The organism is Curtobacterium sp. B8 (genome assembly GCF_000333315.1).
In the GTDB taxonomy this organism is placed as follows: Bacteria; Actinomycetota; Actinomycetes; order Actinomycetales; family Microbacteriaceae; genus Curtobacterium; species Curtobacterium luteum.
The window spans coordinates 1-1,761 of sequence record NZ_BACW01000694.1; the positions used below are offsets into that span (position 1 = coordinate 1).

2 protein-coding genes are annotated in these 1,761 nt (G+C 74.2%); one reads left to right on the plus strand and one right to left on the minus strand.

Annotated features, from left to right (window positions below):
* On the minus strand, positions 1-924 hold a 924-nt coding region (locus tag I59_RS18560), incomplete at its 3' end, for an acyl-CoA dehydrogenase family protein (protein ID WP_022905163.1).
* A 23-nt stretch (positions 925-947) separates the two neighbouring features.
* On the opposite strand from I59_RS18560, the gene I59_RS18565 reads away from it, so the two are divergent.
* Positions 948-1,761: SGNH/GDSL hydrolase family protein (locus I59_RS18565; protein WP_022905164.1), on the plus strand; the 814-nt coding region annotated here is incomplete at its 3' end.

Genomic DNA, 1,761 nt, shown 5'->3' on the forward strand with positions numbered 1-1,761 from the left:
CCCGTGGTCGACGAGCTCGTCGACGTCCCGGGCCAGGGCGTCGACCTGGAGCGCCACCGCGTCGACCACACCCTGGGCGTCCGCGAGGGCGCGACGCACCGCGGGGTCCTCGGACCGCGGCGTGCCGTCCAGCGACCTCCGTCCCCGGACGGCGTCGACGGCGAGTTCGACGGCACGCTCCGCGACGCCGACGTACACGGACGCCACGAGCAGCTCGAAGGCGGCGAACACGCCGAACACGAGCGGGTCCTGGTTCGGCCCGACCGGCAGCACCCGCACGATGCGGTCGGCGGGGACGTGCACGCCGTCCAGGACGGTCGTGCGGCTCTGCGTCGCACGCATGCCGAGGGTGTCCCAGTCGTCGCGGTGGGCGACGTGGCCGTCGGACCGGAGCACGAACCCGTGCACGAGCACCGGCTCCGGCCCCGAGGTGTCCTTCCCGAACACGCTGAGGACGTCCCACGCGGACGCGAGCGAGGTCGACACCTTCGTGCCCGTGAAGCGGTAGCCGCCGTCGCCGTCCGGCTCCGCCGTCGTCAGCGAGTCGAAGAGCACGGCGTCGTTGCCGGGTTCGCTCACCCCGAACGCGAGCAGGTGGTCGTCCGCCGCGTGGTCGGTGACGGCCTGGAGGAACGCCCCGCCGCGCGCGCGCACGCTGCGGGCCGCCTGCACCCACACCTGGTGCATCCCGAGCCCGAGCGCTGTCGCAGGGGCGGACCGCGCGAGGGTGCGCTGGACCGCCGCGGTGTCGCGGAGTCCGAGGTCGAGGCCACCCTGCTCCGCGGGCACCCCGATCCGCAGGTAGCCGGCGGCGCGGAGTTCGTCGAGGTCCTCCGCGCAGAAGGCGTTCGCCGCGTCGTAGCCCGGCGCCCGCGCGGCGATGCGCTCGAGGAGGTCGGCGGGGATCGGGTTGGCCGTGCTCATGGCACGAGACTAGGGTCCGATGCGTGTCAGAACGTCATCCCTGGTCCAGGTACGTCGCGATCGGTGACTCGTTCACCGAGGGGATCGGTGACCCGGACCCCACGGTGCCCGGGGGCAACCGCGGTTGGGCGGACCGGGTGGCCGAGGTCCTCGCGCACCAGGCGGCCGCCGCCGGTGCGGGCGACGGCGACTTCGCGTACGCCAACCTCGCGATCCGCGGGCGTCTGCTGCAGCAGATCATCGACGAGCAGGTCGAGCCGGCCCTCGCGCTCCGGCCGGACCTCGTCACGGTGTCGGCGGGCGGCAACGACATCATCCGCCCCGGGACCGACCCGGACGACCTCGCCGAGAAGGTCGACGCGATGATCGCCCGGCTGCGCAGCGACGGCGCCACGGTCGTGATGTTCACCGGTCCCGACGTCGGCATGACGCCGGTGCTCGGGATGGTGCGGGGCAAGACGGCCATCTACAACGAGAACCTGCACGCGATCGCGCTGAAGCACGGTGCCCTCGTCGCGGACATGTGGGCGCTCCGGGTGCTCCGCGACCCGCGGATGTGGGCACCGGACCGGCTGCACCACTCGCCCACCGGCCACGCCACCGTCGCGGCCGCGGTCCTCGACGCGCTCGGGGTCGACCACGGGCTCGCGCCGTTCAACCCCGAGCCGCTCGAGGCGCGCCCCTGGCGGGAGGCCCGCGTCGAGGACCTCGGCTGGGCGCGGGAGTACCTCGTGCCGTGGGTCGTCCGGCGCATCCGGCACACGTCGTCCGGCGACGGCGTGCACCCGAAGCGGCCGGAGTTGCAGGACGTCGTCGACCACCGGTCCGACACGCCCT